This window comes from Pseudomonas sp. LBUM1673 (assembly GCF_059695645.1).
Genome location: NZ_CP166780.1, coordinates 5,993,970 through 6,018,161 on the forward strand (window position 1 = coordinate 5,993,970; position 24,192 = coordinate 6,018,161).

The following is a 24,192-nucleotide window of genomic DNA, read 5'->3' on the forward strand; positions in this document are numbered from 1 at the left end:
GATCAGAAGATCTCCTTGACGCTTTTGCCACGCTTGGCGGCAATGGACTCAGGAGACTGCATTGCTTTCAAACCTTTGAAAGTGGCGTGAACCACGTTTACCGGGTTAGTCGAGCCGTAGCACTTGGCCAGAACGTTCTGAACGCCAGCAACTTCGAGGACAGCACGCATAGCGCCACCAGCGATGATACCGGTACCTTCAGAAGCAGGCTGCATGTACACCTTCGAAGCGCCATGGGCAGACTTCATTGCGTACTGCAGAGTGGTGCCGTTCAGATCAACTTGGATCATGTTGCGGCGAGCAGCTTCCATTGCCTTCTGGATCGCAGCAGGCACTTCACGCGACTTGCCACGGCCGAAGCCAACACGCCCTTTACCATCACCCACCACGGTCAACGCGGTGAAAGTGAAGATACGGCCGCCTTTAACGGTTTTGGCTACGCGGTTAACTTGAACCAGCTTCTCAATGTAGCCTTCGTCGCGCTTTTGGTCGTTATTTGACATAACTTAGAACTCCAGCCCAGCTTCACGAGCAGCATCAGCCAGCGCCTTGACGCGGCCGTGGTACTTGAAGCCAGAGCGGTCGAAAGCCACCTGCGAGACACCAGCGGCTTTAGCACGCGTAGCGACCAGCTGGCCAACCTTAGTGGCCGCGTCGATGTTGCCAGTGGCGCCATCACGCAGTTCTTTATCCAAAGTCGAGGCGCTTGCCAGGACTTTGTTGCCGTCGGCCGAAATGACCTGGGCGTAGATGTGCTGCGACGAGCGGAACACGCAGAGACGCACGACTTCGAGTTCGTGCATTTTCAGGCGTGCTTTGCGAGCGCGACGCAGGCGAGTAACTTTTTTGTCGGTCATTTGCTATGCCCTACTTCTTCTTGGCTTCTTTACGACGGACGACTTCGTCCGCGTAGCGCACACCTTTACCTTTGTAAGGCTCTGGTGGACGGAAGTCGCGGATCTCGGCGGCCACTTGACCTACTAGCTGCTTATCGATGCCCCGGATCAGGATATCGGTTTGGCTAGGAGTCTCAGCGGTGATGCCTTCCGGCAGTTCGTAATCCACTGGATGCGAGAAGCCAAGAGCCAGGTTCAGCACTGTGCCTTTTGCTTGCGCTTTGTAACCAACACCGACCAGCTGGAGCTTGCGCTCGAAGCCTTGGCTTACGCCTTGGACCATGTTGTTTACCAACGCACGAGTGGTACCAGCCATTGCGCGAGTCTGTTGATCGCCATTGCGAGCAGCGAAACGCAGCTCACCAGCTTCTTCAACAATCTCAACGGACGAATGGATGTTCAGTTCAAGAGTACCCTTGGCACCCTTCACCGAAAGCTGTTGGCCTGCGAATTTTACTTCGACACCGGCTGGCAGCTTAACGGGGTTCTTAGCGACGCGAGACATGCTTATCCCCCCTTAGAACACAGTGCAAAGAACTTCGCCGCCGACACCGGCAGCGCGCGCAGCACGATCCGTCATCACACCTTTGTTGGTGGAGACGATAGACACACCGAGACCGCCACGAACTTTTGGCAGATCATCGACGGACTTGTACTGACGCAGGCCTGGACGGCTAACGCGCTTCACTTCTTCGATGACCGGACGGCCTTCGAAGTACTTCAGCTCGATGGACAGCAGTGGTTTGATTTCGCTGCTGATCTGATAACCCGCAATGTAACCTTCGTCCTTCAGGACTTTGGCAACAGCTACCTTCAAAGTAGAAGATGGCATGCTTACGACGGACTTTTCAGCCATCTGGGCATTACGGATTCGAGTTAGCATGTCCGCTAACGGGTCCTGCATACTCATGGGCTAGACGCTCCTAATACAAAAAAATTAGCCTTGCGGCTACTACTTGTCGCCGAGGACATCCATGCAAAAAAAGCACGGGCTCAGGCGAGCCGGGTATTCTAGACACACCCCACAAATGAATCAAGCCCCAATAGGGGCTTGATTCAAGTTCAAGGTCACCGATGGTCAGGATCTTGCGATCCCGAGCACCGAGACTTTGACAGTGCTTACCAGCTGGCTTTAACCAGACCAGGTACGTCACCACGCATAGCAGCTTCACGCAGTTTGTTACGGCCGAGGCCGAACTTGCGGTAAACGCCGTGTGGACGACCGGTCAGGCGGCAGCGGTTACGCATGCGCGAAGCGCTTGCGTCACGTGGCTGCTTCTGCAGAGCTACTGTAGCTTCCCAACGCGCTTCTGGACTTGCGTTCAGATCAACGATGATAGCTTTCAGTGCTGCACGCTTTTTGGCGTACTTGGCAACCGTGAGCTGACGCTTCAGCTCGCGGTTTTTCATGCTCATCTTGGCCATTTTCCTACTCCAATCAGTTGCGGAACGGGAATTTGAAAGCGCGCAGCAGAGCGCGACCTTCATCATCGTTCTTGGCAGTGGTGGTCAGGGTAATGTCCAGACCGCGGAGAGCATCGATCTTGTCGTAGTCGATTTCCGGGAAGATGATCTGCTCTTTAACGCCCATGCTGTAGTTACCACGACCATCGAAGGACTTGGCATTCAGGCCGCGGAAGTCGCGAACCCGAGGCAGGGAGATCGACAGCAGACGATCCAGGAATTCATACATACGCTCACGGCGCAGAGTCACTTTGACGCCGATCGGCCAACCTTCACGGACTTTAAAGCCAGCGATGGATTTCCGAGCGTAAGTCACAACGACTTTCTGACCGGTGATCTTTTCCAGGTCGGCAACAGCGTGCTCGATGACTTTTTTGTCACCGACCGCTTCGCCCAGACCCATGTTCAGGGTGATTTTGGTAACGCGTGGAACTTCCATCACATTCGAAAGCTTAAGTTCTTCCTTAAGCTTCGGTGCGATTTCCTTCCAGTAAATCTCTTTTAGTCGTGCCATGGTCTTCTACCTAGCAGTGTTCAAGCATCAACCGCTTTTTGGGTCGACTTGAAGACACGAATTTTCTTGCCGTCTTCTACTTTAAAACCAACGCGGTCAGCCTTGTTGGTTTCGCCGTTGAAAATGGCGACGTTAGAAGCATCCAGAGGAGCTTCTTTTTCGACGATACCGCCCTGCACGCCCGACATCGGGTTAGGCTTGGTATGACGCTTAACCAGGTTCAGACCGCCAATAACCAAACGGTTGTTAGCGAGAACCTTAAGCACCTTACCGCGCTTACCTTTGTCTTTGCCGGCGATCACGATGATCTCGTCGTCACGACGAATCTTTTGCATGTCGGATCTCCTTACAGCACTTCTGGGGCGAGCGAGACGATCTTCATGAACTTCTCAGTACGAAGTTCACGGGTCACTGGCCCAAAGATACGGGTGCCGATCGGCTCTTGCTTGTTGTTCAGAAGAACAGCAGCGTTGCCATCAAAGCGGATAATGGAGCCATCAGCACGGCGAACGCCGTGGCGAGTGCGGACTACTACAGCAGTCATCACTTGGCCTTTTTTCACTTTACCGCGAGGAATTGCTTCCTTCACGGTAACTTTGATGATGTCACCGATACCAGCGTAACGACGATGGGAGCCACCCAGCACCTTGATGCACATAACACGGCGAGCGCCGCTGTTATCGGCCACATCGAGCATGGATTGAGTCTGAATCATATAATTTCTCCGACCCCTAGTCCTTAGACTTCCACAGCGCGTTCGAGAACATCAACCAGCGCCCAAGACTTGGTCTTGGCCAAAGGACGAGTTTCACGAATAGTGACTTTGTCGCCGATGTGGCACTGATTGGTTTCGTCGTGCGCGTGCAGCTTAGTCGAACGCTTAACGTATTTACCGTAGATCGGGTGCTTAACGCGACGCTCGATCAGAACGGTGATGGTTTTGTCCATCTTGTCGCTGACAACACGGCCAGTCAGCGTACGGACAGTTTTTTCGGCTTCAGCCATGATTACTTACCTGCCTGCTGGTTGAGCACAGTCTTCACGCGAGCGATGTCACGCTTAACTTGCGAGAGCAGATGAGACTGCCCCAACTGGCCAGTTGCTTTCTGCATACGCAGATTGAACTGGTCGCGCAGCAAGCCGAGCAGTTGCTCGTTCAGCTGCTGTGCGGATTTTTCACGAAGTTCATTCGCTTTCATCACATCACCGTCCGTTTAACAAAGGCGGTGGCGAGCGGCAGCTTTGCAGCAGCCAGGGCAAAAGCCTCACGCGCCAGCTCTTCAGAAACACCCTCGATTTCATACAGGACTTTGCCTGGCTGAATCTGGGCAACCCAGTACTCCACACTACCCTTACCTTTACCCATCCGAACTTCGAGTGGCTTTTTGGAAATAGGCTTGTCCGGGAATACACGGATCCAGATCTTGCCGCCACGTTTAACGTGACGGGTCAGAGCACGACGCGCTGACTCGATCTGACGAGCGGTGAGACGACCACGAGCTACAGACTTCAGCGCGAACTCGCCGAAGCTGACTTTGCTACCGCGCTGAGCCAGACCACGGTTGTGGCCTGTCATCTGCTTGCGGAACTTCGTACGCTTTGGTTGCAACATTTGGCGTACCCCTTACTTAGCAGCTTTTTTACGAGGCGCTGGTGCTTGTGGTTTCAGCTCTTCTTGGCGACCACCAATTACTTCGCCTTTGAAGATCCAAACCTTTACACCGATCACACCATAAGTGGTGTGAGCTTCGTAGTTGGCATAGTCGATGTCGGCACGCAGGGTGTGCAGTGGCACACGACCTTCGCGATACCATTCAGTACGTGCGATTTCAGCACCGCCGAGACGACCGCTCACTTGGATTTTGATGCCTTTGGCACCAATGCGCATGGCGTTCTGAACAGCGCGCTTCATAGCGCGACGGAACATTACGCGACGCTCCAGCTGCTGAGCTACGCTCTGCGCAACCAGCATACCGTCGAGCTCCGGCTTACGGATCTCTTCGATATTGATGTGCACAGGCACACCCATTTGCTTGGTCAGGTCCTGACGCAGTTTCTCAACATCTTCACCTTTCTTCCCGATAACGATACCTGGACGAGCGGTGTGGATGGTGATACGTGCAGTCTGAGCCGGACGATGGATATCGATACGGCTTACGGACGCGCTTTTTAGTTTGTCTTGGAGATACTCACGCACCTTCAGATCAGCGAACAAATAGTCCGCATAAGTCCGACCGTCTGCGTACCAGACGGAGGTGTGCTCCTTGACGATTCCCAGGCGAATGCCAATGGGATGTACTTTCTGACCCATCTCTTCGACTCCGTTACTTGTCAGCAACCTTGACAGTGATATGGCAAGACCGCTTGACGATGCGATCAGCACGGCCTTTGGCACGTGGCATGATTCGCTTCAGCGAACGCCCTTCGTTGACGAAAACGGTGCTGACTTTAAGGTCATCAACGTCTGCGCCTTCGTTATGCTCGGCGTTGGCTACGGCCGACTCCAGCACTTTCTTCATGATCTCGGCGGCTTTCTTACTGCTGAAAGCCAACAGGTTGAGCGCTTCGCCCACCTTCTTCCCGCGGATCTGGTCGGCGACCAAGCGGGCTTTCTGGGCGGAGATTCGAGCGCCCGACAACTTAGCGGCTACTTCCATCGTTCCTTACCCCTTAACGCTTGGCTTTCTTGTCTGCCACGTGCCCACGATATGTGCGGGTACCGGCAAACTCGCCCAGTTTGTGGCCGACCATGTCTTCGTTCACGAGAACTGGAACATGTTGACGACCGTTATGCACTGCAATGGTCAGACCGACCATTTGTGGCAGGATCATCGAACGACGCGACCAGGTTTTAACTGGTTTGCGATCGTTCTTTTCCGCCGCCACTTCGATCTTCTTCAGTAGGTGAAGATCAATAAAAGGACCTTTTTTCAGAGAACGTGGCACTGTCGTATCCCTCTATTTACTTGCGACGACGGACGATCATTTTGTCGGTACGCTTATTACCACGAGTCTTCGCGCCCTTAGTCGGGAAGCCCCATGGCGATACCGGATGACGACCACCAGAGGTACGACCTTCACCACCACCATGTGGGTGGTCAACCGGGTTCATGGCAACACCACGAACGGTTGGGCGAACGCCACGCCAGCGTTTGGCACCAGCTTTACCCAGCGAACGCAGGCTGTGCTCGGAGTTCGAGACTTCACCCAGGGTCGCACGGCATTCAGCCAGCACTTTACGCATCTCACCAGAACGCAGACGCAGGGTCACGTAGACACCTTCACGAGCGATCAGCTGAGCCGAAGCACCAGCGGAACGAGCGATTTGCGCGCCTTTACCTGGCTTCAATTCGATGCCGTGTACGGTGCTACCAACTGGAATGTTACGCAGTTGCAGAGCGTTGCCCGGCTTGATCGGTGCCAAAGCACCTGCGATCAGCTGGTCACCAGCACTCACGCCTTTAGGGGCGATGATGTAGCGACGCTCGCCATCTGCGTACAGCAGCAGAGCGATGTGAGCAGTACGGTTTGGATCGTATTCAATACGCTCGACAGTGGCAGAGATGCCATCTTTGTCGTTGCGACGGAAATCGACCAGACGATAATGCTGCTTATGGCCACCACCGATGTGACGAGTGGTAATACGACCATTGTTGTTACGACCACCAGTCTTCGATTTTTTCTCGAGCAGCGGTGCGTGAGGAGCGCCTTTATGCAGCTCCTGGTTGACCACCTTGACCACAAAACGGCGGCCAGGGGAAGTCGGTTTGCATTTAACGATTGCCATGATGCACCCCTTCCTTACTCAGCACTGCTGCTGAAATCGAGATCTTGGCCTGGCTGAAGGGAGATAACTGCCTTCTTCCAGTCATTACGCTTGCCCAGACCGCGAGCAGTGCGCTTGCTCTTACCCAGAACATTCAGGGTAGTAACACGCTCTACTTTCACGCTGAACAGGCTTTCGACGGCCTTCTTGATTTCCAGCTTGGTTGCGTCAGTTGCAACCTTGAAAACGAACTGGCCTTTCTTGTCAGCCAGAACCGTAGCCTTCTCGGAAACGTGCGGGCCGAGCAGAACTTTAAATACGCGTTCCTGGTTCATCCCAGCAGCTCCTCGAATTTCTTCACGGCCGACACGGTGATCAACACCTTGTCGTATGCGATCAGACTAACTGGATCGGAACCTTGCACGTCACGTACATCAACGTGTGGCAGGTTGCGAGCAGCCAGGTACAGGTTCTGATCAACCACTTCAGACACGATCAAGACATCAGTCAGGCCCATGCCGGTCAGTTTGTTCAGCAGATCTTTGGTCTTCGGTGCATCAACAGCGAAGTCCTGAACCACAACCAGACGATCAGTACGCACCAGCTCAGCAAGGATGGAACGCATTGCTGCGCGATACATCTTCTTGTTCAGCTTCTGGGTGTGATCCTGAGGACGAGCTGCGAAAGTGGTACCGCCGCCACGCCAGATTGGGCTACGGATAGTACCGGCACGAGCACGGCCAGTACCTTTCTGACGCCATGGGCGCTTACCGCCACCACGAACGTCGGAACGGGTCTTTTGCTGCTTGCTACCCTGACGGCCGCCGGCCATGTAGGCCACGACTGCTTGGTGAACCAGCGTCTCGTTGAATTCGCCGCCAAATGTCAGTTCGGAAACTTCGATCGCTTGAGCGTCATTTACATTTAATTGCATGTCAGCTTCCCCTTAACCGCGAGCCTTGGCTGCTGGACGTACAACCAAGTTGCCGCCAGTAGCGCCAGGAACAGCGCCCTTGACCAACAACAGATTGCGTTCAGCGTCCACGCGCACTACTTCGAGGGACTGCACGGTCACGCGCTCAGCGCCCATATGACCGGACATTTTTTTGCCCTTGAATACACGACCAGGAGTCTGGCACTGGCCGATAGAGCCTGGAACGCGGTGGGACACGGAGTTACCGTGGGTATTATCTTGCCCGCGGAAATTCCAACGCTTGATCGTACCCTGGAAGCCTTTACCTTTGGACTGACCGGTTACATCAACCAGTTGACCAGCAGCGAAGATTTCAGCGTTGATCAGATCGCCGGCCTGGTACTCGCCTTCTTCAAGACGGAATTCCATTACGGTACGACCAGCGGCAACGTTCGCTTTAGCGAAGTGGCCAGCCTGAGCAGCTGTAACACGCGAAGCACGACGCTCGCCTACAGTGACTTGCACTGCACGATAGCCATCGGTCTCTTCAGTTTTGAACTGGGTGACGCGATTCGGCTCGATCTCAATGACCGTGACCGGAATGGAGACACCTTCTTCGGTGAAAATACGGGTCATACCGCATTTACGACCGACTACACCAATAGTCATGTTGTAAACCTCATGAGTGTACGGGGCTTTCACCCGCTATGGCCGCCCATTTCAGAGCGTTACACGACTAAGACCGAGTCTTAGCCGAGGCTGATCTGCACTTCCACACCGGCCGCAAGATCAAGCTTCATAAGAGCATCAACGGTTTTATCCGTTGGCTGGACGATGTCCAGAACGCGCTTATGAGTACGGATCTCGTACTGGTCACGCGCGTCTTTGTTGACGTGCGGGGAGACCAGAACGGTGAACCGCTCTTTACGGGTAGGCAGTGGAATTGGACCACGCACTTGAGCACCAGTACGTTTCGCGGTTTCCACGATTTCCTGGGTGGATTGGTCGATCAGGCGATGGTCAAAAGCCTTCAACCTGATACGGATTTGCTGATTTTGCATTGGATTTCAGACTCCGGCTGCTATTCCCACCGAGCGCAATACGCCCGTTAAAAGGAGGCGCAATTCTATAGACGCCCCATATAGGTGTCAACCCAATAAAAAAGCCCCCGCTAAGCGGAGGCTTTTTCAACTCATCGAAGCTTACTCAAAAAAGAGCTTACTCGATGATTTTGGCTACGACGCCAGCGCCGACGGTACGACCGCCTTCACGGATAGCGAAACGCAGACCGTCTTCCATTGCGATGGTCTTGATCAGGGTGACAACCATTTTGATGTTGTCGCCTGGCATTACCATTTCAACGCCTTCCGGCAGTTCGCAGTTACCAGTCACGTCAGTAGTACGGAAGTAGAACTGTGGACGGTAGCCTTTGAAGAACGGAGTGTGACGACCGCCTTCTTCTTTGCTCAGTACGTAGACTTCAGCTTCGAACTTGGTGTGCGGCTTGACCGAACCCGGCTTAACCAGAACCTGGCCACGCTCAACGTCGTCACGCTTGGTACCACGCAGCAGAACGCCGCAGTTCTCGCCAGCACGACCTTCGTCGAGCAGCTTACGGAACATTTCAACACCGGTGCAGGTGGTGACGGTAGTGTCACGCAGACCAACGATTTCCAGTGGATCCTGAACCTTGACGATACCGCGCTCGATACGACCAGTTACAACAGTACCGCGACCGGAGATCGAGAATACGTCTTCGATTGGCATCAGGAACGGCTTGTCGATAACACGGACTGGATCTGGGATGTAGCTATCCAGAGTCTCAACCAGTTTACGAACGGCAGTGGTGCCCATTTCGTTGTCATCTTGGCCGTTCAGAGCCATCAGAGCCGAACCGATGATGATCGGAGTGTCGTCACCTGGGAAGTCGTAAGTGCTCAGCAGATCGCGCACTTCCATCTCAACCAGTTCCAGCAGCTCAGCGTCGTCAACCATGTCAGCCTTGTTCAGGAAGACAACGATGTACGGAACGCCAACCTGACGGGACAGCAGGATGTGCTCACGGGTTTGTGGCATCGGACCATCAGCGGCCGAGCAAACCAGGATAGCACCGTCCATCTGAGCAGCACCGGTGATCATGTTCTTCACATAGTCAGCGTGACCTGGGCAGTCAACGTGAGCGTAGTGACGGATCAGCGAGTTGTATTCAACGTGCGCGGTGTTGATGGTGATACCACGAGCCTTTTCTTCCGGAGCGCTGTCGATTTTGTCGAAAGCAACAACGGCCGAACCGAAAACTTCGGAGCAGACGCGAGTCAGAGCAGCGGTCAGCGTGGTTTTACCGTGGTCGACGTGACCGATGGTGCCAACGTTGACGTGCGGGAGGGTACGGTCAAATTTTTCTTTAGCCACGACAATTAACTCCTAGCCTAAAGGGGCTGAATCAGCCTTGTTTTTTGGTAACGGTTTCGACGATGTGCGACGGAGCCGTATTGTATTTTTTGAATTCCATAGAGTAGCTTGCGCGACCTTGGGACATGGAACGGACGTCGGTCGCATAACCGAACATCTCACCCAGCGGAACTTCGGCGCGAATCACTTTGCCGGAGACCGTGTCTTCCATACCCAGGATCATGCCGCGACGACGGTTAAGGTCGCCCATCACGTCACCCATATAGTCTTCAGGCGTAACCACCTCTACCGCCATGATCGGCTCAAGCAACTCACCACCGCCCTTCTGGGCCAGTTGCTTGGTTGCCATGGAAGCAGCCACTTTAAACGCCATCTCGTTGGAGTCGACGTCGTGGTAGGAACCATCAAACACGGTAGCCTTCAGGCCGATCAGCGGATAGCCGGCAACAACGCCGTTCTTCATCTGCTCTTCGATACCCTTCTGGATAGCCGGGATGTATTCCTTAGGAACCACACCACCCACTACTTCGTTCAGGAATTGCAGACCTTCCTGACCTTCGTCAGCAGGAGCAAAACGAATCCAGCAGTGACCGAACTGGCCACGACCGCCGGACTGGCGAACGAACTTGCCTTCAATCTCGCAGCTCTTCGTGATGCGCTCACGGTACGAAACTTGAGGCTTACCGATGTTGGCTTCGACGTTGAACTCACGGCGCATCCGGTCAACCAGGATGTCCAGGTGCAACTCGCCCATGCCGGAGATGATCGTTTGACCAGTCTCTTCATCAGTCTTGACGCGGAAAGACGGGTCTTCCTGAGCAAGTTTGCCCAGAGCGATACCCATTTTTTCCTGGTCGTCCTTGGTCTTTGGCTCTACGGCAACCGAAATAACCGGCTCCGGGAAGTCCATGCGAACCAGGATGATTGGCTTGTCAGCGTTGCACAAAGTTTCACCAGTGGTGACGTCCTTCATGCCGATCAAGGCCGCGATGTCACCAGCGCGTACTTCCTTGATTTCTTCACGGGCGTTTGCGTGCATTTGCACCATACGACCCACGCGCTCTTTCTTGCCTTTAACCGAGTTGATCACGCCGTCGCCGGAGGCCAACACGCCCGAGTAAACTCGAACAAAGGTCAAGGTGCCCACGAATGGGTCGGTAGCGATCTTGAACGCCAGAGCCGAGAACGGCTCGCTGTCGTCTGCGTGACGCTCCATTTCCTTGGTCTCGTCATCCGGGTCAGTACCCTTGATGGCAGGAATGTCGGAAGGAGCCGGCAGGTAGTCGATCACGGCGTCGAGAACCAGGGGAACACCCTTGTTCTTGAAGGAAGAACCGCAAACAGCCAGAACGATCTCACCAGCGATAGTACGCTGACGCAGAGCGGCCTTGATTTCCGCGTTGGTGAGTTCTTCACCTTCGAGGTACTTGTTCATCAGCTCTTCGCTGGCTTCGGCCGCAGCCTCAACCATGTTGCCGCGCCACTCGTCAGCCAGTTCCTGCAGCTCAGCAGGGATAGGCTCGCGACGAGGAACCATACCTTTGTCAGCGTCGTTCCAGTAAACAGCTTCCATGGACATCAGATCGATCTGACCCTGGAAGTTGTCTTCGGAACCGATGGCCAACTGGATTGGCACCGGAGTGTGACCCAGACGCTGCTTGATCTGACCGATCACACGCAGGAAGTTGGCACCAGCACGGTCCATCTTGTTTACGTAAACAAGACGTGGAACGCCGTATTTGTTGGCTTGACGCCATACGGTTTCCGACTGAGGCTCAACACCCGAGGTGCCGCAGAACACAACGACCGCGCCGTCGAGAACACGCAGGGAACGCTCAACTTCAATAGTGAAGTCAACGTGGCCCGGGGTGTCGATGACGTTGAAGCGGTATTGGTCCTTGTGCTGCTTCTCGGAACCCTGCCAGAAGGCGGTAATGGCAGCAGAAGTAATGGTAATACCACGCTCCTGCTCCTGCACCATCCAGTCGGTGGTCGCGGCGCCGTCATGCACCTCGCCCATCTTGTGACTTTTGCCAGTGTAAAAAAGGACGCGCTCGGTGGTGGTGGTTTTACCAGCATCCACGTGAGCAACGATACCGATGTTACGGTAGCGATTAATCGGTGTTGTACGAGCCATAAAGCCCTCGCAAAATTAGTGACGCTAAAATTAGAAGCGGTAGTGCGAGAAAGCCTTGTTGGCTTCAGCCATACGGTGCACGTCTTCACGCTTCTTAACTGCAGCACCTTTACCTTCGGCAGCGTCCAACAGTTCGCCAGCCAAACGCAGAGCCATAGACTTCTCGCCGCGCTTACGGGCGAAGTCTACCAACCAGCGCATTGCCAGAGCGTTACGACGGGACGGACGAACTTCGACCGGAACCTGGTAAGTAGCACCGCCTACACGGCGCGACTTTACTTCGACCAGCGGAGCGATGGCGTCGAGAGCTTTCTCGAAGATTTCCAGGGGATCGCTGTTCTTGCGTTCTTTAACCTTTTCCAGCGCGCCATAAACGATACGCTCGGCAACGGCTTTCTTGCCGCTTTCCATTACGTGGTTCATGAACTTGGCCAGGATCTGGCTGCCGTATTTTGGATCGTCAAGCACTTCGCGCTTGGCTGCTACGCGTCTTCTTGGCATGGATAAGCCCTCAAACGGTCTTCAGGTTCGCTCGGAATCGGTGCCCTTTCGGGACGCCTCCGACCTTACTCTTATCGACTCAGAAAAATAGAAAATCAGTTTTTACAAAAAGCCACTACTACTTAGGCTTCTTGGTACCGTACTTCGAACGACCCTGGTTACGACCTTTAACGCCGGAAGTATCCAAAGAACCGCGTACGGTGTGGTAACGAACACCTGGCAAGTCTTTTACACGACCGCCGCGGATCAGTACCACGCTGTGCTCTTGCAGGTTGTGGCCTTCACCGCCGATGTACGAGGAAACCTCGAAACCGTTGGTCAGACGCACACGGCATACTTTACGCAGTGCCGAGTTAGGTTTTTTCGGCGTGGTGGTATACACACGGGTGCATACGCCACGACGTTGCGGGCAGTTCTGCAGCGCAGGCACGTCGGATTTCTCGACGATACGCTTACGCGGCTGACGTACCAGCTGGTTGATAGTTGCCATCTACTAGCTCCACTGTTGTCTTGCGACGCTATTGTCTTGCAAGAAAAGCAAAATGGCAGGAACGAATTCCCGCCAAATTTAGGGGTACAAGAGTCTAAAGAGGATCTTGCCCCCAGTCAAGGCAAGGCCCCGATCTCCCCGCTCATCCAACCTCGACGAATTGTCTCGATTCGATGAACGGAGCGACCAGGGCCTCACGCTCATTTACCGCAGAACTCAGTTACCGCTCGAGTTCAATGCTTCGGTCAGTGCAGCTTCCACTTCACTGGCGCTTACGCGCAACGGTTTGTCAGCTTCACGGCGACGCTTGCGCTCGCTGTGATAAGCCAGACCGGTACCCGCCGGGATCAGACGACCCACGACCACGTTTTCTTTCAGGCCGCGCAGGTAATCGCGCTTGCCGGTTACCGCCGCTTCGGTCAATACGCGAGTGGTTTCCTGGAAGGAAGCCGCCGAGATGAACGATTCGGTGGACAACGACGCCTTGGTGATACCCAGCAGCACGCGAGTGAACTTGGAAACGAATTTCTCGTCGCCCGCCAGACGCTCGTTTTCTACCAGAACGTGAGTCAATTCCATCTGGTCGCCCTTGATGAAAGTGGAATCGCCGGATTCAGCGATTTCAACTTTACGCAGCATCTGACGCAGGATGGTCTCGATGTGCTTGTCGTTGATCTTCACGCCTTGCAGACGATAAACGTCCTGGATCTCGTTCACGATGTACTTGGCCAGCGCACTCACACCCAGCAGACGCAGGATGTCGTGTGGATCGCTCGGGCCGTCGGAGATAACTTCGCCGCGGTTTACCTGTTCGCCCTCGAAGACGTTCAGGTGACGCCACTTCGGAATCAGCTCTTCGTACGGATCGCTACCGTCGTTCGGGGTGATAACCAGACGGCGCTTGCCTTTGGTCTCTTTACCGAACGCGATGGTGCCGCTGACTTCAGCCAGAATCGAGGCTTCTTTCGGACGACGAGCTTCGAACAAGTCGGCAACACGCGGCAGACCACCGGTGATGTCACGGGTCTTCGAAGTCTCTTGCGGAATACGAGCGATAACATCACCGATCGCGATTTTCGCACCGTCCGCTACACCGACAAGGGCGTTAGCAGGCAGGAAGTACTGAGCAATTACGTCGGTACCCGGCAGCAAGAGATCCTTGCCGTTGTCATCAACCATCTTCACAGCAGGACGGATATCTTTACCGGCTGCTGGACGGTCTTTGGCGTCGAGTACTTCAATGTTGGTCATACCGGTCAATTCGTCAGTCTGACGCTTGATCGTGATGCCTTCTTCCATGCCCACGTAGGTCACGGTACCTTTCATTTCGGTAACGATTGGGTGAGTGTGCGGATCCCACTTGGCCACGATTGCGCCAGCGTCGACCTTGTCACCTTCTTTAACCGAAATCACAGCACCGTACGGCAGCTTGTAACGCTCGCGCTCACGACCGAAGTCATCAGCGATCGCCAGCTCACCGGAACGGGACACAGCAACCAGGCAACCATCCACTCGCTCAACGTGCTTCAGGTTGTGCAGACGGACGGTACCGCCATTCTTCACCTGAACGCTGTCGGCTGCGGAGGTCCGGCTTGCCGCACCACCGATGTGGAACGTACGCATGGTCAGCTGGGTACCCGGCTCACCGATGGACTGGGCAGCGATAACACCGACCGCTTCACCGATGTTCACCTGGTGGCCACGAGCCAAGTCACGGCCGTAGCACTTGGCGCAAATGCCGTAGCGCGTTTCACAGCTGATCGGCGAACGCACGATCACTTCATCGATGCTGTTCAGCTCGATGAACTCAACCCACTTCTCATCTACCAGCGTGCCGGCAGGAACGATGATTTCTTCGGTACCTGGCTTGTACACGTCACGGGCAATAACACGACCCAATACGCGCTCACCCAACGGCTCAACAACGTCACCGCCTTCAATGTGCGGAGTCATTACCAGGCCATGTTCGGTGCCGCAATCGATCTCGGTTACTACCAGATCCTGCGCCACGTCTACCAGACGGCGAGTCAGGTAACCGGAGTTCGCAGTTTTCAACGCGGTATCCGCCAAACCTTTACGAGCACCGTGAGTGGAGATGAAGTACTGAAGTACGCTCAAACCTTCACGGAAGTTCGCAGTAATCGGCGTTTCGATGATGGAACCGTCCGGCTTGGCCATCAGGCCCCGCATACCGGCGAGCTGACGGATCTGCGCAGCAGAACCCCGTGCGCCCGAGTCGGCCATCATGTACATCGAGTTGAAGGATTCCTGGTCGACTTCGACACCATGACGGTCGATGACTTTCTCTTTCGAGAGGTTGGCCATCATCGCCTTGGAAACTTCGTCGTTCGCCTTGGACCAAAGGTCGATCACTTTGTTGTACTTCTCGCCCTGGGTTACCAGGCCAGAGGCGTACTGACTTTCGATCTCTTTCACTTCATCAGTGGCAGCACTGATGATGCGAGCTTTTTCATCCGGGATAACGAAGTCGTTAACACCGATGGAAACGCCGGAAATGGTCGAATAGGCAAAACCGGTGTACATCAACTGGTCAGCGAAGATCACGGTCTCTTTCAAACCAACCACGCGGTAGCACTGGTTGATCAGCTTGGAGATCGCCTTTTTCTTCATCGGCTGGTTGACGACGTCGTACGACAGGCCAGGTGGAACAACCTGGAACAACAGCGCACGGCCGACAGTAGTGTCGACAATACGGGTGTTCTTGACACTGCCACCATCACGATCGTTGACGGTTTCGTTGATCCGCACTTTAACCTTGGCGTGCAGTGCGGCTTCGCCGGCACGGAACACACGGTCAACTTCCTGCAGATCCGCGAACACACGACCTTCGCCCTTGGCGTTGATCGCTTCACGAGTCATGTAGTACAGACCCAATACAACGTCCTGCGACGGAACGATGATTGGCTCACCGTTGGCTGGCGACAGAATGTTGTTGGTCGACATCATCAACGCACGCGCTTCCAACTGGGCTTCCAGTGTCAGCGGTACGTGCACGGCCATTTGGTCGCCGTCGAAGTCGGCGTTGTACGCAGCACAGACCAGGGGGTGCAGCTGGATAGCCTTACCTTCGATCAGTACCGGTTCAAACGCCTGGATACCCAGACGGTGAAGGGTCGGTGCACGGTTGAGGAGAACCGGGTGTTCGCGAATCACTTCAGCGAGAACGTCCCAAACCTCTGGCAGCTCGCGCTCGACCATCTTCTTGGCAGCTTTAATGGTGGTAGCAAGACCACGCATTTCCAGCTTGCCGAAAATGAACGGCTTGAACAGCTCGAGAGCCATCTTCTTCGGCAGACCGCACTGGTGCAGACGCAGGGTCGGACCAACGGTAATTACCGAACGACCGGAGTAGTCAACACGCTTACCGAGCAAGTTCTGACGGAAACGACCCTGCTTACCCTTGATCATGTCAGCCAGGGATTTCAGAGGACGCTTGTTGGAACCGGTGATAGCGCGGCCACGACGACCGTTGTCGAGCAGTGCATCGACAGCTTCTTGCAACATACGCTTTTCGTTGCGCACGATGATGTCCGGAGCGGACAGATCGAGCAGACGCTTCAAGCGGTTGTTACGGTTGATCACTCGACGATACAGATCGTTGAGGTCGGAAGTCGCGAAGCGACCGCCATCCAGCGGGACCAGTGGACGCAGATCTGGCGGCAGAACCGGCAGAACGGTCAGCACCATCCACTCTGGCAGGTTGCCGGAACCCTGGAAGGCTTCCATCAACTTCAGACGCTTGGACAGCTTCTTGATCTTGGTTTCGGAGTTGGTTTGCGGAATTTCTTCACGCAGGCGGCCAATCTCGTGTTCCAGGTCGATAGCGTGCAGCAGTTCGCGGACAGCTTCGGCACCCATGCGGGCATCGAAATCGTCGCCGAACTCTTCCAGCGCTTCGAAGTACTGCTCATCGTTGAGCAGCTGACCTTTTTCAAGGGTGGTCATGCCTGGGTCGATAACGACATAGCTCTCGAAGTAGAGAACGCGTTCGATATCACGCAGGGTCATGTCCATCAGCAAGCCGATGCGGGACGGCAGCGATTTCAGGAACCAGATGTGGGCAACTGGCGAGGCCAGTTCGATGTGCGCCATGCGCTCACGACGAACTTTTGCCAGCGCGACTTCAACGCCGCACTTCTCGCAGATCACACCACGGTGCTTCAAGCGCTTGTACTTACCGCACAGGCACTCGTAATCCTTTACCGGGCCAAAGATCTTGGCGCAGAACAGACCGTCACGCTCAGGTTTGAACGTACGGTAGTTGATGGTTTCCGGCTTTTTAACTTCACCGAACGACCACGAACGGATCATCTCAGGCGATGCCAATCCAATACGGATGGCGTCGAACTCTTCGACTTGACCCTGGTTTTTCAGCAAATTCAGTAGGTCTTTCAAGGCCTTTCCTCCTGGCGGAGCAGAGAGCGGGCAATCCTGCCCCGCTCTCGATTCGCGTCACGTGTTATTCGGTTTCCAGATCGATATCGATGCCGAGGGAACGAATTTCCTTGATCAACACGTTGAAGGACTCGGGCATGCCCGGCTCCATACGGTGATCGCCATCCACGATGTTTTTGTACATCTTGGTACGGCCGTTCACATCGTCCGACTTCACTGTGAGCATTTCTTGCAGAGTGTAAGCAGCACCGTATGCTTCCAGTGCCCAGACCTCCATCTCCCCGAAACGCTGACCACCGAACTGTGCCTTACCACCCAGCGGCTGCTGGGTAACCAGGCTGTACGAACCGGTAGAACGAGCGTGCATCTTGTCGTCTACCAAGTGGTTCAGCTTCAGCATGTACATGTAGCCAACTGTAACCGGGCGCTCGAACTTGTTGCCGGTACGGCCGTCGGTCAGCTGCATCTGGCCGCTTTCTGGCAGGTCTGCCAGTTTCAGCATGGCCTTGATTTCGCTTTCCTTGGCGCCGTCGAACACTGGAGTGGCCATTGGTACGCCGCCACGCAGGTTCTTCGCCAGATCCAGGATTTCCTGGTCGGAGAAGCTATCCAGATCTTCGTTACGACCGCCGATCTGGTTGTAGATCTCGTCCAGGAAAGTGCGAAGTTCAGCAACTTTACGCTGCTCTTCGACCATCCGGTTGATCTTCTCGCCCAGACCTTTGGCCGCGAGGCCGAGGTGGGTTTCAAGGATCTGACCAACGTTCATACGCGAAGGTACGCCCAACGGGTTGAGGACGACGTCGACCGGGGTGCCATTGGCATCGTGCGGCATGTCTTCAACCGGCATGATCACGGAGACCACACCTTTGTTACCGTGACGACCGGCCATCTTGTCGCCCGGCTGGATGCGACGACGGATTGCCAGGTAAACCTTGACGATTTTCAGCACGCCTGGAGCCAGGTCATCGCCCTGCTGCAGTTTGCGCTTCTTGTCTTCGAACTTGTCGTCCAGCAGACGGCGGCGATCAACGATATAGGCCTGAGCCTTCTCGAGCTGCTCGTTCAGAGCATCTTCAGCCATGCGCAGTTTGAACCACTGACCATGCTCAAGACCGTCGAGAACTTCGTCGGTGATTTCCTGACCTTTCTTCAGACCGGCGCCGCCTTCGGCTTTGTGGCCGACCAGAGCGGAACGCAGACGTTCGAAAGTGGCGCCTTCAACGATACGGAACTCTTCGTTCAGGTCCTTGCGGATCTCGTCGAGTTGAGTCTTCTCGATCGACAGTGCACGAGCATCACGCTCAACGCCGTCGCGGGTGAAGACCTGTACGTCGATGACAGTACCTTTGGTGCCGGTAGGCACACGCAGGGAAGTGTCTTTAACGTCGCTGGCTTTTTCACCGAAGATGGCACGCAGCAGTTTTTCTTCCGGAGTCAGTTGGGTCTCGCCTTTCGGGGTGACCTTACCAACCAGGATGTCGCCTGCGCCAACTTCAGCACCTACGTAAACGATACCGGCTTCGTCCAGCTTGTTCAGTGCAGCTTCACCCACGTTCGGGATGTCTGCAGTGATTTCCTCTGGCCCAAGCTTGGTGTCACGTGCCACACAGGTCAGTTCCTGAATGTGGATCGTGGTGAAACGGTCTTCCTGAACAACACGCTCGGACAGGCAGATGGAGTCTTCGAAGTTGAAGCCGTTCCATGCCATGAACGCGATGCGCATGTTCTGACCCAGCGCCAGCTCACCCATATCGGTGGATGGACCGTCGGCCATGATGTCGCTGCGCTGAACCCGATCACCCTTGCTCACCAGCGGACGCTGGTTGATGCAGGTGTTCTGGTTGGAGCGGGTGTACTTGGTCAGGTTGTAGATGTCGACACCAGCTTCGCCGGTTTCAACTTCGTCATCAGCAACACGAACCACAATACGGCTGGCGTCGACGGAATCGATCACACCGCCACGACGAGCCACGACGCAAACGCCGGAGTCACGGGCTACGTTACGCTCCATGCCGGTACCGACCAGCGGCTTGTCAGCGCGCAGGGTTGGTACAGCTTGACGCTGCATGTTCGAACCCATCAACGCACGGTTGGCGTCGTCGTGCTCGAGGAACGGGATCAGCGACGCTGCAACCGAAACTACCTGCTTCGGCGATACGTCCATCAAGGTGACGTCTTCCGGCGCCTTGACGGTGAACTCGTTCAAGTGACGAACAGCTACCAGCTCGTCGATCAGGACTTTCTTGTCGTTCATCGTGGCCGAAGCCTGAGCGATCACGTGATCAGCTTCTTCGATGGCGGACAGGAATACGATCTCGTCGGTGACCAGAGCGTCTTTCACCACACGGTACGGGCTCTCGAGGAAGCCGTACTGGTTGGTGCGCGCATAGGCAGCCAAGGAGTTGATCAGACCGATGTTCGGACCTTCTGGCGTTTCAATCGGGCATACACGACCGTAGTGAGTCGGGTGTACGTCACGCACTTCAAAGCCAGCACGCTCACGAGTCAAACCGCCAGGGCCGAGTGCAGAAACACGACGCTTGTGGGTGATCTCGGACAGCGGGTTGTTCTGGTCCATGAACTGGGAAAGCTGGCTGGAACCGAAGAACTCTTTCACCGCCGCAGCCACTGGCTTGGCGTTGATCAGGTCTTGCGGCATCAGGCCTTCGCTTTCAGCCATCGACAGACGCTCTTTGACCGCACGCTCAACACGTACCAGGCCAACGCGGAACTGGTTCTCGGCCATTTCGCCTACACAGCGAACACGACGGTTACCCAGGTGGTCGATGTCATCGACGATGCCTTTACCGTTACGGATGTCGACCAGAGTCTTCAGTACCGCGACGATGTCTTCTTTGCACAACACGCCCGAACCTTCGATTTCGGTACGACCGATACGACGGTTGAACTTCATCCGGCCGACCGCAGACAGGTCATAGCGCTCAGGGCTGAAGAACAGGTTGTTGAACAGGGTTTCGGCAGCGTCTTTGGTTGGCGGCTCGCCAGGACGCATCATGCGATAGATCTCGACCAGCGCTTCCAATTGGTTGCTGGTGGAGTCGATCTTCAGAGTGTCAGAAACGAACGGACCGCAGTCGATATCGTTGGTGTACAGAGTTTCGATGCGAACAACCTGAGACTTGGCGATTTTTGCCAGGATCTCGGTGTTCAGTTCGGTGTTGCACTCTGCCAGGATTTCGCCGGTTGCCGGATGCACGATGACCTTGGCGGTAGTGCGACCCAGGACGTAGTCCAGAGGCACTTGCAGCTCTTTGATCCCTGCTTTTTCCAGCTGGTTGATGTGGCGAGCAGTAATACGACGACCTTGCTCGACAATAACCTTGCCTTTGTCATCCAGGATATCCAGGACAGCAATTTCACCACGCAGGCGCTGAGGCACCAGTTCCAGGCTGAGGTTTTCACCTTGCACGTGGAAGACGTTGGTGGTGTAGAACGCGTCCAGCACTTCTTCAGTGGTATAGCCCAGCGCGCGCAGCAGTACCGATGCAGGCAACTTGCGACGACGGTCGATACGCACGAACACGCAGTCTTTCGGATCGAACTCGAAGTCCAACCACGAACCGCGGTAAGGAATGATGCGCGCGGAGTACAGCAGTTTGCCGGAGCTGTGCGTCTTGCCACGGTCGTGGTCGAAGAACACGCCCGGGGAACGGTGCAGCTGGGAAACGATTACACGCTCGGTACCGTTGATTACGAAGGTACCGTTTTCAGTCATCAGGGGGATTTCACCCATGTAGACTTCTTGCTCTTTGATGTCCTTGATCGCTTTGTTCGACGATTCTTTGTCGAAAATGATCAGGCGCACTTTTACCCGCAAAGGTACGGCGTAAGTTACACCGCGCAACACGCATTCTTTGACATCAAATGCCGGTTCGCCCAGGCGATAACCGACGTACTCCAGCGCAGCATTGCCGGAGTAGCTGATGATCGGGAAAACGGATTTGAAGGCCGCATGCAGGCCCACGTCGCGGAACTGATCTTTAGTCGCTCCCGCTTGCAAGAATTCACGATACGAATCCAGCTGGATGGCCAGGAGGTACGGCACATCCATGACGTCCGGCAACTTGCTAAAGTCCTTGCGGATACGTTTTTTCTCAGTATATGAGTAAGCCATCAGCGTTCCCCAGCTTGGTCACCTGCTTGTTTGGCCCCTCCCGACGGGAGCAGCCAGAAAATCGTGCAAACCCCATGGTTTGCGCCACCGCATCGGGTGGTTACAGCTCGTTACCAGCACCGACCCAGTCGGCTGCCAATAACGGAAAAAGGCCGGTGGCAAGAGCCACCAGCCATCAGCCTTTCGCTTAACGCTCGGGCTGGAGGTGCAAAGTCGATGCTTACTTCAGCTCGACTTTAGCGCCTGCTTCTTCCAGAGTGGCTTTTGCTTTGTCAGCTGCGTCTTTCGAAACAGCTTCCAGAACGATGCCAGGAGCGCCGTCAACTACAGCCTTGGCTTCTTTCAGGCCCAGACCGGTCAGCTCACGTACTGCCTTGATCACGTTAACTTTCTTCTCGCCAGCTTCGGTCAGCATGACGTTGAATTCAGTTTGTTCTTCAACAACAGCGGCAGCAGCAGCTGGACCAGCCGATGCAGCAGCAGCGGTAACACCGAAGGTTTCTTCCATCGATTTGATCAGCTCAACGATTTCCACTACGGATTTCTGGCCGATTGCTTCGATGATTTGTTCGTTAGTCAGAGACATGACTCAATTCCTGAATTGGGGGACGGCCTACGCGACCATCGAAATAAACAAAAAACGCGAGAAGTTGACGAGCCTTAGGCTGCAGCAGCTTCTTTCTGGTCGCGAATTGCCGCCAGAGTACGAGCCAATTTGCTGGTAGCGCCTTGAATCACGCTCATCAGCTGGGAAATTGCTTCGTCACGGGTCGGCAGAGTTGCCAGTACGTCGATCTGATTAGCTGCGAGGAACTTGCCCTCGAACGCAGCTGCCTTGATCTCGAACTTGTCCTGACCCTTGGCAAACTCTTTGAAGATACGGGCAGCAGCGCCCGGATGTTCGTTCGAGAATGCAATCAGGGTCGGGCCGGTGAACACGTCGTTGAGAACACTGTATTCAGTGTCAGCAACAGCGCGCTTGAGCAGGGTGTTACGTACAACACGTACGTAAACGCCAGCTTCACGAGCCTCTTTACGGAGTCCGGTCATTGCGCCTACTGTTACGCCACGGGCATCAACCACGACAGCGGACAGAGCGACTTTGGCAGCCTCGTTGACTTCAGCGACGATGGCCTTCTTGTCTTCGAGTTTAATTGCCACGGGTTTAACTCCTGCTTGTTACCGTTTCATCCAACCGAAGCCGGATGTCGTTTTGGTGTCTGATTCGGTAAGGAACCGGGAGCACCATCTGCGTAGGCTTGTGGTTTAAGACTTGCGTCGCCTACGGTCTTGGATAGCCCCCGCCAGGCAGGGACCCCAATCTTTCAATTGGCGCAATCGCTTGCGCCAACCTGTGTCTTACGCGTCGAGCGAGCCTTGGTCGATGACCAGACCTGGACCCATGGTGGTGCTCAGGGTAACGCGCTTGACGTAAATACCTTTCGAGGAAGCCGGCTTGATACGCTTCAGATCAGCGATCAGGGCTTCAACGTTTTCCTTCAGCTTGACGGCATCGAAGCCGACTTTGCCAACGGAGGTGTGGATGATGCCGTTTTTGTCGGTGCGATAACGAACCTGACCAGCCTTGGCGTTTTTAACCGCGGTAGCTACGTCTGGAGTTACAGTGCCGACTTTAGGGTTAGGCATCAGGCCGCGTGGGCCCAGGATCTGACCCAACTGACCAACAACGCGCATGGCATCCGGGGATGCAATAACTACGTCATAGTTCAGGTCGCCGCCTTTCATTTCGGCAGCCAGGTCGTCCATACCTACACGGTCAGCGCCGGCAGCCAGAGCGGCCTCAGCAGCTGGACCCTGGGTGAACACAGCAACGCGAACAGTCTTGCCAGTGCCGTGTGGCAGCACGGTAGCGCTACGTACGACCTGGTCGGATTTACGCGGATCAACACCCAAGTTTACAGCAACGTCGAACGACTCGCTGAACTTGACAGTCGACAGCTCAGCCAGCAGAGCAGCAGCGTCTACAAAGTTGTAGGACTTGCCTGCTTCGATTTTGCCGGCGATAGCCTTTTGACGCTTGGTCAACTTAGCCATTACACACCCTCCACGTTGAGGCCCATGCTACGAGCAGAACCGGCGATAGTACGCACGGCTGCTTCCATATCAGCTGCAGTCAGATCCGCGTTTTTGGTTTTCGCGATTTCTTCCAGCTGAGCACGGGTCACGGTGCCAACCTTAACGGTGTTCGGACGAGCGGAACCGCTAGTCAGACCAGCAGCCTTCTTCAGCAGAACCGAAGCAGGTGTGGATTTGGTTTCGAAAGTGAAGCTACGGTCGCTATAGACAGTGATGATCACTGGAGTCGGCAGACCTGGCTCAATACCCTGAGTACGGGCGTTGAAAGCCTTGCAGAATTCCATGATGTTCACGCCGTGCTGACCCAGAGCAGGACCAACAGGTGGGCTTGGGTTAGCCTGAGCGGCCTTCACTTGCAGCTTGATGTAAGCGGTAATCTTCTTGGCCATGAGGCACTCCAATTACGGGTTCGAACGCCTCGAAAGGCTCCCCGGTTACTTGCGCGTTT

29 protein-coding genes are annotated in these 24,192 nt (G+C 55.0%); all 29 read right to left on the reverse strand.

From position 1 onward, the window contains the following. Positions 1-2: 2 nt before the first annotated feature. The gene (gene rpsE / locus ACA044_RS27450; protein WP_003186035.1) at positions 3-503 is read right to left on the reverse strand and encodes a 30S ribosomal protein S5; all 501 of its coding nucleotides are present in this window, start codon (positions 501-503) and stop codon (positions 3-5) included. A gap of 3 nt (positions 504-506) precedes the next feature. Then, positions 507-857: a 50S ribosomal protein L18 gene (rplR, locus tag ACA044_RS27455; protein WP_003186037.1), complete on the reverse strand. Its 351-nt coding sequence runs from the start codon at positions 855-857 to the stop codon at positions 507-509. A 10-nt stretch (positions 858-867) separates the two neighbouring features. Further along, entirely contained in the window at positions 868-1,401 is a 534-nt protein-coding gene (rplF, locus tag ACA044_RS27460) for a 50S ribosomal protein L6 (protein WP_007896774.1), read from the reverse strand. 12 nt (positions 1,402-1,413) lie between these two features. Further along, positions 1,414-1,806, reverse strand: a complete 393-nt coding sequence (rpsH, locus tag ACA044_RS27465) for a 30S ribosomal protein S8 (protein WP_003186040.1) — start codon at positions 1,804-1,806, stop codon at positions 1,414-1,416. Between the two features lie 209 nt (positions 1,807-2,015). Beyond that, the gene (rpsN, locus tag ACA044_RS27470) at positions 2,016-2,321 is read right to left on the reverse strand and encodes a 30S ribosomal protein S14 (RefSeq protein ID WP_003176414.1); all 306 of its coding nucleotides are present in this window, start codon (positions 2,319-2,321) and stop codon (positions 2,016-2,018) included. Between the two features lie 13 nt (positions 2,322-2,334). Continuing rightward, positions 2,335-2,874, reverse strand: coding sequence for a 50S ribosomal protein L5 (gene rplE / locus ACA044_RS27475; protein WP_003176415.1), 540 nt, complete (start codon positions 2,872-2,874; stop codon positions 2,335-2,337). Positions 2,875-2,894: 20 nt separating this feature from the next. Next, complete coding sequence (rplX, locus tag ACA044_RS27480) at positions 2,895-3,209, reverse strand: 50S ribosomal protein L24 (protein WP_003176416.1); 315 nt, start codon at positions 3,207-3,209, stop codon at positions 2,895-2,897. Positions 3,210-3,220: 11 nt separating this feature from the next. Further along, positions 3,221-3,589: a 50S ribosomal protein L14 gene (gene rplN, locus ACA044_RS27485; RefSeq protein ID WP_002555479.1), complete on the reverse strand. Its 369-nt coding sequence runs from the start codon at positions 3,587-3,589 to the stop codon at positions 3,221-3,223. A gap of 23 nt (positions 3,590-3,612) precedes the next feature. Then, positions 3,613-3,879 carry a 30S ribosomal protein S17 gene (gene rpsQ, locus ACA044_RS27490; RefSeq protein ID WP_003176419.1) on the reverse strand — a complete coding sequence of 89 codons (267 nt, stop codon included), beginning with the start codon at positions 3,877-3,879 and terminating at the stop codon, positions 3,613-3,615. 2 nt (positions 3,880-3,881) lie between these two features. Continuing rightward, positions 3,882-4,073: a 50S ribosomal protein L29 gene (gene rpmC, locus ACA044_RS27495; RefSeq protein WP_002555481.1), complete on the reverse strand. Its 192-nt coding sequence runs from the start codon at positions 4,071-4,073 to the stop codon at positions 3,882-3,884. After that, positions 4,073-4,486: a 50S ribosomal protein L16 gene (gene rplP / locus ACA044_RS27500; protein ID WP_007896757.1), complete on the reverse strand. Its 414-nt coding sequence runs from the start codon at positions 4,484-4,486 to the stop codon at positions 4,073-4,075. Before rplP ends, rpmC begins: the two co-directional genes overlap by 1 nt. Before the next feature lie 12 nt (positions 4,487-4,498). Continuing rightward, positions 4,499-5,185, reverse strand: coding sequence for a 30S ribosomal protein S3 (gene rpsC / locus ACA044_RS27505; RefSeq protein WP_003176422.1), 687 nt, complete (start codon positions 5,183-5,185; stop codon positions 4,499-4,501). A gap of 13 nt (positions 5,186-5,198) precedes the next feature. Next, positions 5,199-5,531, reverse strand: a complete 333-nt coding sequence (gene rplV / locus ACA044_RS27510) for a 50S ribosomal protein L22 (RefSeq protein WP_003103908.1) — start codon at positions 5,529-5,531, stop codon at positions 5,199-5,201. Positions 5,532-5,544: 13 nt separating this feature from the next. Next, a complete protein-coding gene (rpsS, locus tag ACA044_RS27515; RefSeq protein ID WP_002555486.1) occupies positions 5,545-5,820 on the reverse strand; it encodes a 30S ribosomal protein S19 in 276 nt (91 codons plus the stop codon). Between the two features lie 16 nt (positions 5,821-5,836). After that, positions 5,837-6,661: a 50S ribosomal protein L2 gene (gene rplB, locus ACA044_RS27520; protein WP_003176423.1), complete on the reverse strand. Its 825-nt coding sequence runs from the start codon at positions 6,659-6,661 to the stop codon at positions 5,837-5,839. Positions 6,662-6,675: 14 nt separating this feature from the next. Next, complete coding sequence (gene rplW, locus ACA044_RS27525; protein WP_002555488.1) at positions 6,676-6,975, reverse strand: 50S ribosomal protein L23; 300 nt, start codon at positions 6,973-6,975, stop codon at positions 6,676-6,678. Then, positions 6,972-7,574, reverse strand: coding sequence for a 50S ribosomal protein L4 (rplD, locus tag ACA044_RS27530; RefSeq protein WP_007896707.1), 603 nt, complete (start codon positions 7,572-7,574; stop codon positions 6,972-6,974). Before rplD ends, rplW begins: the two co-directional genes overlap by 4 nt. A gap of 12 nt (positions 7,575-7,586) precedes the next feature. Further along, on the reverse strand, positions 7,587-8,222 hold the full coding sequence (rplC, locus tag ACA044_RS27535; protein WP_003186059.1) for a 50S ribosomal protein L3: 636 nt from the start codon (positions 8,220-8,222) through the stop codon (positions 7,587-7,589). An 80-nt stretch (positions 8,223-8,302) separates the two neighbouring features. Next, a complete protein-coding gene (rpsJ, locus tag ACA044_RS27540; protein ID WP_003186070.1) occupies positions 8,303-8,614 on the reverse strand; it encodes a 30S ribosomal protein S10 in 312 nt (103 codons plus the stop codon). Between the two features lie 157 nt (positions 8,615-8,771). Then, positions 8,772-9,965 (reverse strand): elongation factor Tu, encoded by a 1,194-nt coding sequence (gene tuf / locus ACA044_RS27545; RefSeq protein WP_007896660.1) that lies wholly within the window; start codon positions 9,963-9,965, stop codon positions 8,772-8,774. Between the two features lie 31 nt (positions 9,966-9,996). Beyond that, positions 9,997-12,102: an elongation factor G gene (gene fusA / locus ACA044_RS27550; protein ID WP_497444105.1), complete on the reverse strand. Its 2,106-nt coding sequence runs from the start codon at positions 12,100-12,102 to the stop codon at positions 9,997-9,999. 30 nt (positions 12,103-12,132) lie between these two features. Then, complete coding sequence (gene rpsG, locus ACA044_RS27555; RefSeq protein ID WP_002555493.1) at positions 12,133-12,603, reverse strand: 30S ribosomal protein S7; 471 nt, start codon at positions 12,601-12,603, stop codon at positions 12,133-12,135. A gap of 118 nt (positions 12,604-12,721) precedes the next feature. Beyond that, the gene (gene rpsL / locus ACA044_RS27560; RefSeq protein WP_002555494.1) at positions 12,722-13,093 is read right to left on the reverse strand and encodes a 30S ribosomal protein S12; all 372 of its coding nucleotides are present in this window, start codon (positions 13,091-13,093) and stop codon (positions 12,722-12,724) included. A gap of 216 nt (positions 13,094-13,309) precedes the next feature. Next, positions 13,310-17,509: a DNA-directed RNA polymerase subunit beta' gene (rpoC, locus tag ACA044_RS27565; RefSeq protein ID WP_282379310.1), complete on the reverse strand. Its 4,200-nt coding sequence runs from the start codon at positions 17,507-17,509 to the stop codon at positions 13,310-13,312. A 64-nt stretch (positions 17,510-17,573) separates the two neighbouring features. Then, positions 17,574-21,647 carry a DNA-directed RNA polymerase subunit beta gene (gene rpoB, locus ACA044_RS27570; RefSeq protein ID WP_038981299.1) on the reverse strand — a complete coding sequence of 1,358 codons (4,074 nt, stop codon included), beginning with the start codon at positions 21,645-21,647 and terminating at the stop codon, positions 17,574-17,576. Between the two features lie 220 nt (positions 21,648-21,867). Then, positions 21,868-22,233, reverse strand: a complete 366-nt coding sequence (gene rplL / locus ACA044_RS27575; protein ID WP_038981298.1) for a 50S ribosomal protein L7/L12 — start codon at positions 22,231-22,233, stop codon at positions 21,868-21,870. A 74-nt stretch (positions 22,234-22,307) separates the two neighbouring features. Beyond that, positions 22,308-22,808 carry a 50S ribosomal protein L10 gene (rplJ, locus tag ACA044_RS27580; RefSeq protein ID WP_038981297.1) on the reverse strand — a complete coding sequence of 167 codons (501 nt, stop codon included), beginning with the start codon at positions 22,806-22,808 and terminating at the stop codon, positions 22,308-22,310. A gap of 198 nt (positions 22,809-23,006) precedes the next feature. Continuing rightward, on the reverse strand, positions 23,007-23,702 hold the full coding sequence (gene rplA / locus ACA044_RS27585; protein ID WP_007896626.1) for a 50S ribosomal protein L1: 696 nt from the start codon (positions 23,700-23,702) through the stop codon (positions 23,007-23,009). Then, a complete protein-coding gene (gene rplK / locus ACA044_RS27590) occupies positions 23,702-24,133 on the reverse strand; it encodes a 50S ribosomal protein L11 (protein ID WP_008008888.1) in 432 nt (143 codons plus the stop codon). The genes rplA and rplK overlap by 1 nt, the downstream gene beginning before the upstream one ends. Between the last annotated feature and the right edge of the window lie 59 nt (positions 24,134-24,192).